Raw genomic sequence first — 7153 nt, forward strand, 5'->3', positions numbered from 1 at the left:
CTTGCATAAGAACCAAGTTTACCCATAATAAGAGATCCAGAAACTGTTCCCTCCCGTATAGAATGTGCTAACCGTAATACATCATCAAAATTATCACGAATGATCTTGGTATTAATTTTCCCTCGAAAAAGAGTATGTATTTCTTGGAAGTTTTCCATTACATCCATGGTGTATAGTTTGGAATCAGTTAAATCCCTGAGTCGAGGGGCAAAACGAAATCCTAGTAAGTGACTCAATCCAAATACTGAGTCCGTATAGCCAGCTGTGTCTGTAAAATGCTCTTCAATATTTAAATCTGTCTCATGATGAAGTAACCCATCAATGACGTGCACAGCATCCCGAGCATTGGTATTAATGACTTTAGTATAAAAGCTAGAAAATTGATCACTGGTAAATCTATAAATGGTAGCTCCTTTTCCAGAACCATAGTGGGGATTTGCATCCGCATGTAAAGAAGAAACACCTACCTGTACACGCATTCCATCAGAGGATGATGTACTTCCGTCTCCCCAAAATGAAGATAGAGACATTTTATGATGAAAATTGACAAGGGTAGCCTGTGCTCGATTTAGAGCATCTTCATCCATTCGCCATTGAGCAACATTTGCCATTTGTCGATAGGAGATCCCTGGTGTTGCTTCAGCCATTTTTGTGAGTCCAATATTTGTCCCCATGCCCATTAATGCTGCCAATATCATTGGTTTTTCTTCTGGATGCGGAGGTTTTCCAGTAGACGTGTGAATGAATTCCTTATCAAATCCTGTCCAATTGGATACTTCCATCAGTAAATTCGTTAGTTTTATGCGTGGAAGCATACGATAAAGAGATGCACTGAATGGTCGGGCTTCTTCCGGAACATTTTTTTCAAGCCTGTGGATGTGAAGTTTTCCGTTAGCTAAATTAACTCCTTCTAAATCATGAATATTTTCTTTTATAAGTTGAAGGCGTTTTAATAAAGAATTTCTTCGTTCTTCAAGATAATCGCCTACAGACAAATTAACTGCAAGCCTTGTTGTGCCCGTTGTAGAGGCACTTTCCCATTCTTTTTCAGAAACTAAATAATCCTCAAAATATTTGTGGTGTCGACTCCCGGCAATGGAAATATCCCCTGACCTTACATGGTTTCGCAGCTCCGTTAATGCTGCCATTTCATAGTAATGCCGATTAATGGTCCCATCTTCTTCGTATACATGCTTTTGCCACCGATTAGATACAAAATCCAAAGGAGCACCTTCTGGTACTTTGCGTTTATTAGATTTATTCATTTCACGAATAGTATCTAATGCTCTCATTAATGGTAGTGTGGAGTTGGTCGAACGGAATTCAAGTGACTTTAATAAAATCGGCGTATATTTTCGAAGGTAAAAAAAGCGACTCTCTAAGAGGTCTAAATAATCATAATTCATTGGTCTAGATAAATCCTTAGCTTCCTCAATGGAAGTAACAAACTTTTCCCATGGCATGATGGTTTCTAAAGTTGTAAAAGGATCCAGCCCTTCTTCGCGTGCTTTTATAAGAGCTTCACCTAAGCGAGCATAATGAATGACCTTCTCATTCACTGATTTCCCATTCTTCTTTTGCAGATCCTCCTGAGCTCTACGCCCTTTCGCTTGAAGAGTCATGATTTGTCTGTCGTGAATTTCAAAAGCTTGATCAATTAGGTCTTGACTCAGATGGAGTAGATAAGCTACTAATATGGCATATCTCTTTTCTTTGATGAATCGTCGGAAGGAATGGGGTTCATATCTAGCACCTATTTTAGATAGTTGTCGCAAACGGTTGGGGTGTATGGTCTCAGTTGCTACATTAAGTTGAATTGCTTTAATGTATTCTAATCGCTCAATCACTTTTAAAAATGCCTCTGGAGATGATTGCCCTGGAATCTCTCTTAACCATGATAAGTATGTTTTTCCACTACTATCAGGCATTAGCAATAGTAAATGGTCCAGTTTTTCAAGTTGAAATGACGTTAGGGAGGAGTTAAAGTGTTGAAAAATTTGTTGTTCTGTTCGTTTACGTGTTTCCCAGACTACTCTTTCAATGGTGGCCATACCTGGTAGAATGACTTTCCACTTACGCAATATCTGGATAGCAATTTGGATAAGGTGTGTAGGGTTTCCATTAGCCATAGCATCATCGAACAGAATTCTAGCAAGTTGGCGATATTCTGAAGTTGTAAATGTTCGATATCCATACTCTTTACGGATTTCTACCAAATGTTCATATTTTGTAGCTTCTCGTTTTGAGTACTTTAGAAACTCACTTGGATCCACTTTAATTTGCTTGGCAATATAAGAAATGGCTGTTGAAGGAACTTTATCCATATCAGATAAGGTCCATCCTGAAAATCGGATAATGCAGAGTTGTACTGCAAAACCCAAACGATTATAGTCTCTTCTATGGCGAAGAGTGACATCCAAATCATGTTGGCTAAGCGTGAAGTATGTACCTAATGTCCATTCATCCAATTCATTAGGAATCGACATATACGTTTTACGTTCCTCTGAAGTTAGTAATTCTCTTACTCTGGCGTACATAATATAAGAGCTCCTTTCTTGAGAAAAATGGTTCTTGCCAATGATACATAACTATCTTTTGTATCATTCGGAATGAAGTGATAACCCTTGATAAATAAGGGTTTCCAAGAATTTTTTTAAATCTCGTATTTTTCCTCAGCTTTTGAATCATACATAATATATAATATTATACATTAAGGATCATAGTTTTGGAGGGATCATTTTGGAATATGTTCAACCTATTCGGAACAGGAAACAAATCGATGCTATTAAGAAAATTCTAAAGGCTACTAATATAAGAGACTATTGTCTTTTTAATGTAGGAATTAATTCAGGACTTCGAATCAGCGATTTGCTCCAACTAAGAATTGTTGATGTAATCGACGAAAAGCGTAATATTAAGGATCGAATTTCCCTTCGGGAAGTAAAAACAGGAAAAACCAAAGATTTTCCCATTGGGGATACGTCAAAAAAAGCAATTAAGGAGTACTTGATGACAAGAAATTACGAAGAGAACGAACCTTTATTTCGCTCCAGGAAAGGGAAAGAAGCATTAAAGCGACAACAAGCCTATCGAATTATTAATGAGGCAGCAAGAGCCGTAGGAATAAAAGAGAGAATTGGGACTCATACATTACGAAAGACTTTTGGTTACCACGCTTATCAATCTGGAGTTGACCTCTCTATTCTTCAAAAATTGTTTAACCATTCAGCACCAAGCGTTACGTTAGCCTATATTGGTATGACACAAGATGATCTCGATAACGTGTATTTAAATTTAAATTTATGAGAGGTTTTGACTTCTAAAATTCCCAGTTTGGGGGTATTTATTTTCTTAGTTTGATGGTAATGGGGTAGTACCGCATGCCCATCAAGCTAAGTAGAATGGATACCCCCAAAATGAAAATTCTAAGTTTCTTTTCTTAGAAACATCTTAGTTTTTTCATTTTGGGGGACATAAAAATATTAACTTGGTGGGCATGTGTCTGGACCCCTATGGGCTGGCGTTATGCTATTGGAATTCGTGATATCTCCATTATGATTTTTGAATTTGGTGAAACAAACAAATATATTAGCAAACCAATCAAGGTGGAAGATGGTATTAAAAAGTTATCTTGAAGACAGCAGTGGATCAGGTTCCCGTATTAAGGGAAATTAAATTGCCTTATAGACATGAAGAAAACGAGATATAATGGGAGCAGATTAATATCTGCTCTTATTTATAAATCTATATTCGTTAGTTAGATTTTAGATTGAAATCACTATGAATATGCCACACCTGTTACCTTAATCCCAATCATATAATTATTTTTCAAAAATTAACAATAAATAAATCTTTTGAACTGTTAAAAAATACTAAAAATAGCATATTTGTAGGATTTCTTTGTTCTTAATTACGGTCTAAAATTGTTTGTGAATGTGAATTAACAAAAAATGGATTTAGCTAACACATATAATATATTTAATGAATTATAATTTTGACATTGGTTAAAAGAAAAACAAAAAAGAAAGGAATTGTTTAATGTGAAAAAGGTTATTTTGGTATCGTTACTACCTTTCTATTTAATATTGTCAGCTTGTACCCAAAATCAAACCTATGATATTAATGAATTTTCATATGGATTAGGAGAAAATGAATCTTCACAAAGCTCCATAAAATTTGAAATAGAAATTATTATTCCTAAAGATAATAGTAAACGGATTGATACTTCAAGTATTAAACCTATAGTAGGGTCTTGGGTAAAAAATAAGGTAATCAATGTAGATATTAAGGATATAAAAGATAATGATATTGAAAATAGTAATCTTCTATATATTAAGGGTGAAGTTTCGTTTGATAATGAGGGTCTTAGTTATGAAGAATTAGAGAAGTTAAATAAAAAAGAACCTGCTTTCTTGGGATTATCGTTTATAAATGAGAGCAAAAACAGTTATGATATCACTTTCCAAAAAAATAATGTAGATGTTATTGAAAGAAAATAGAAATTTTTTTGTTTTCCTCTTTACAATTTTTTAATAAAAAGTAATTTTAGTAAAGGATGTAAATTATTGTGAACAAAAAATGGTTATTATATCTCTTGGTTTTTATTGTATTCATTACAGGTATTACATTAGCAACTATTTATTTTAAAGAAAATCCTCAGAGATTGACTAGTGTTGGTAATGAGACTGAACAAAAGGATGAGTATATAGATTTTTATAAATTATACTATTCATTGGCAGCAAATCAATATACTAAGACTCTGACATCATCAGATATTAAAAAAATAAAAAATGAAATAGAATCATATGGTTCAAAAAAATTAATCGAAAATAGTGTTTCGATATATGATATTTGGTTGTATTTGGAGGTCATGTCCCTCTTAGAATTGAAGCCTGATAATAAAGAATTACTATTGGAATATATAAATAACCTATATGTTGAGAATGGATTTTACAAATCTTATTCTGAAGAAGAAAAAAACCTTGAACCACAGAATTACTTACTTAGTACAAAAATGGGTTTAGAAGCAATTTCTAATTTGGGTAAAGAGCTTCCAAATGGAAAACAAAAGGAAATATCAGGGTGGTTAACAGAAAACTTCCCAAACAAGTTAGACAAAAGCGATAAGTTATCATATTCAGATTTATATTATGTCTATTTACTTATATTAAATAGACTTGAAGAAAGCTCCAAAATGATGAATCAAAATGATTTAGCCTATATTGATGATAGTTTAAAATCAGAAAATGATAGCTTAATTAAGTATATTGTTGTGACTAATGTAAGCTTATTCGATCCTAATGAGAATTTAGACATTGATGTGGAAAATATGAAAGAAAACCTTATGTCATTGAAACAAGATAATGGGGGCTATCCTTTATTTGGAGATGGGAACCAAGAATTGTCTGATATTTTAAGTACATATCAAGTCTATTATCTCTTTGATTTTTATAATATTGAAATTGACTTAGATGAGAAATCACACCAATTTATAAGACAAAATATTAACGACAGCATGAATTCATTAGTTATCAATGGCCATTGATATAAAAAAATTCTGGAGGTTGATTAAAAATGTCTAAAAAAAAGTTTAAGTTAGCTAGTCTTGTTTTAGCATCAGCACTAATTTTTCCTACCTTCGCGTCTGCTGAAGAATTTATTGAACCAATTGAAGCAGAGAAAGAACTGACTTTTGTGGAAGCACAGGTTCATTCAGTAAATGGTGAGAGTTTCAATCTTGAAATTCTTAATGATGGATATGTGGATTACTACTCAGTTACAAGCGATGTTTCAGCAGCTAATTTAGATGCAGTTTCAGAGTATGTTGATGAACTAATAAAAAGTAAAACCGACCCATTCGAAGGTGATGAACCAATTTTAGATGATGAGGGTAACGTTATACAAGGAGATATAATTAACTTCGCAAGAAATTTAAGTAATACTGATAGATCAGGGAAAGGAAGTCTAAGTACTTCTGGGTATTCAGAATACGCTTATTTATATCCAATTACTTCAAACAAAATGAGAGTAAATAATGGTACAATTAACGCAAGCTTTACTGGATCAGGTACAGCAAATAAGATCTTCATAAATTATAATTACAAATTTAATGGTACATCTGCAAGTATTAGCTTTGCTCCATCCTTAACTCGTTCATCGTCGACTGTAAGTTGGAAATCTGCATCTTTTGTAAATACAAAAAGTGCAAGTGCTAGATCACTTTGGGCCCAGGCTACTTCTAGAACCTTACTTACTAGCACAAACATTAGAGGTGGTGCAGAGGTTTATAAGGGCTCCGTTGCTTATAGACCAGATTACTCTTCAACAGTTGGTTGGATGAATAGATAATAAATTGGCTTTTCGTAACAGTGTCTAAAATTTTTTTTGGACACTGTTTTTAATGAAGGTTTATAAATATTATCTAGCTGCATACTTTTAGAGAGTCAAATGACAAAAGAAAAACTCTGAAACGCAGCTATAACATTGCGGATCTCTGGAGAAAAATATTGAATCAACATTTGATTCAACACATAATCTAGTTTTTTATAATATACAAAATTGTTTCTCCATATATAGGGTGGTTTATTAGTGGTAGGGTGGGTTTAATCTTGGATTTACCTTCACGTCTAATTTCTAATACATACATTTGTAGTAAGATATTTTTACGTATCTATAGAAAATTCTTGTCCATGTTGATGGTCCCGGGTAACCATGCTACAGACCACCCTTGAGCTTTTTGAAAAGCTTCACAAGCTTTCCGATCTGCCTCACTCCTTTGGTCCAGCTCCAACCGTATAAAAACGGTCGTAGCCCGTTTGAATTGATTTTTTCCCCATTGCAGTACGTCATTGATGGGTTACTTCATCATGAGACAGATTTATATATTGAAGAGCTTTTTTACAGACTCAGTATTTGGATTGAGTCATTTATTAGGATTTCGTTTTGCTCCACGACTCAGGGACTTAACTGATTCCAAACTATACACCATGGATGTAATGGAAAACTTCCAAGAAATACATACTCTTTCTCGAGGGAAAATTAATACCAAAATCATTCGAGATAATTTTGATGATGTATTACGGTTAGCACATTCTATACGGGAGGGAACAGTTTCTGGATCTCTTATTATGGGTAAACTTGGTTCTTATGCAAG

Annotated in this window: 6 protein-coding genes and 1 pseudogene; 6 read left to right on the forward strand and 1 reads right to left on the reverse strand. The window is 33.8% G+C overall.

Annotation, left to right across the window (positions count from 1 at the left end; genetic code table 11):
• Window positions 1-2537: Tn3 family transposase (locus tag J2S17_RS28545; protein WP_307480731.1), on the reverse strand; the 2537-nt coding region annotated here is incomplete at its 3' end.
• Between the two features lie 202 nt (window positions 2538-2739).
• Here J2S17_RS28545 and J2S17_RS28550 point away from each other — a divergent pair.
• The 6 genes and pseudogenes from J2S17_RS28550 to J2S17_RS28575 all read left to right on the forward strand — a co-directional run.
• Entirely contained in the window at window positions 2740-3306 is a 567-nt protein-coding gene (locus J2S17_RS28550; RefSeq protein ID WP_307480734.1) for a site-specific integrase, read from the forward strand.
• Window positions 3307-3512: 206 nt separating this feature from the next.
• Window positions 3513-3635: a hypothetical protein gene (locus tag J2S17_RS28555; protein ID WP_307480737.1), complete on the forward strand. Its 123-nt coding sequence runs from the start codon at window positions 3513-3515 to the stop codon at window positions 3633-3635.
• A gap of 405 nt (window positions 3636-4040) precedes the next feature.
• Entirely contained in the window at window positions 4041-4499 is a 459-nt protein-coding gene (locus J2S17_RS28560) for a hypothetical protein (protein ID WP_307480739.1), read from the forward strand.
• 68 nt (window positions 4500-4567) lie between these two features.
• Window positions 4568-5545, forward strand: coding sequence for a hypothetical protein (locus J2S17_RS28565; RefSeq protein WP_307480741.1), 978 nt, complete (start codon window positions 4568-4570; stop codon window positions 5543-5545).
• A 29-nt stretch (window positions 5546-5574) separates the two neighbouring features.
• Window positions 5575-6348 carry a hypothetical protein gene (locus J2S17_RS28570; protein ID WP_307480743.1) on the forward strand — a complete coding sequence of 258 codons (774 nt, stop codon included), beginning with the start codon at window positions 5575-5577 and terminating at the stop codon, window positions 6346-6348.
• A gap of 493 nt (window positions 6349-6841) precedes the next feature.
• Window positions 6842-7153, forward strand: a pseudogene (locus J2S17_RS28575) (Tn3 family transposase); the annotation flags it as partial.

The sequence above is a fragment of the Cytobacillus purgationiresistens genome, from assembly GCF_030813235.1.
Classification (GTDB): domain Bacteria; phylum Bacillota; class Bacilli; order Bacillales; family Cytobacillaceae; genus Cytobacillus; species Cytobacillus purgationiresistens.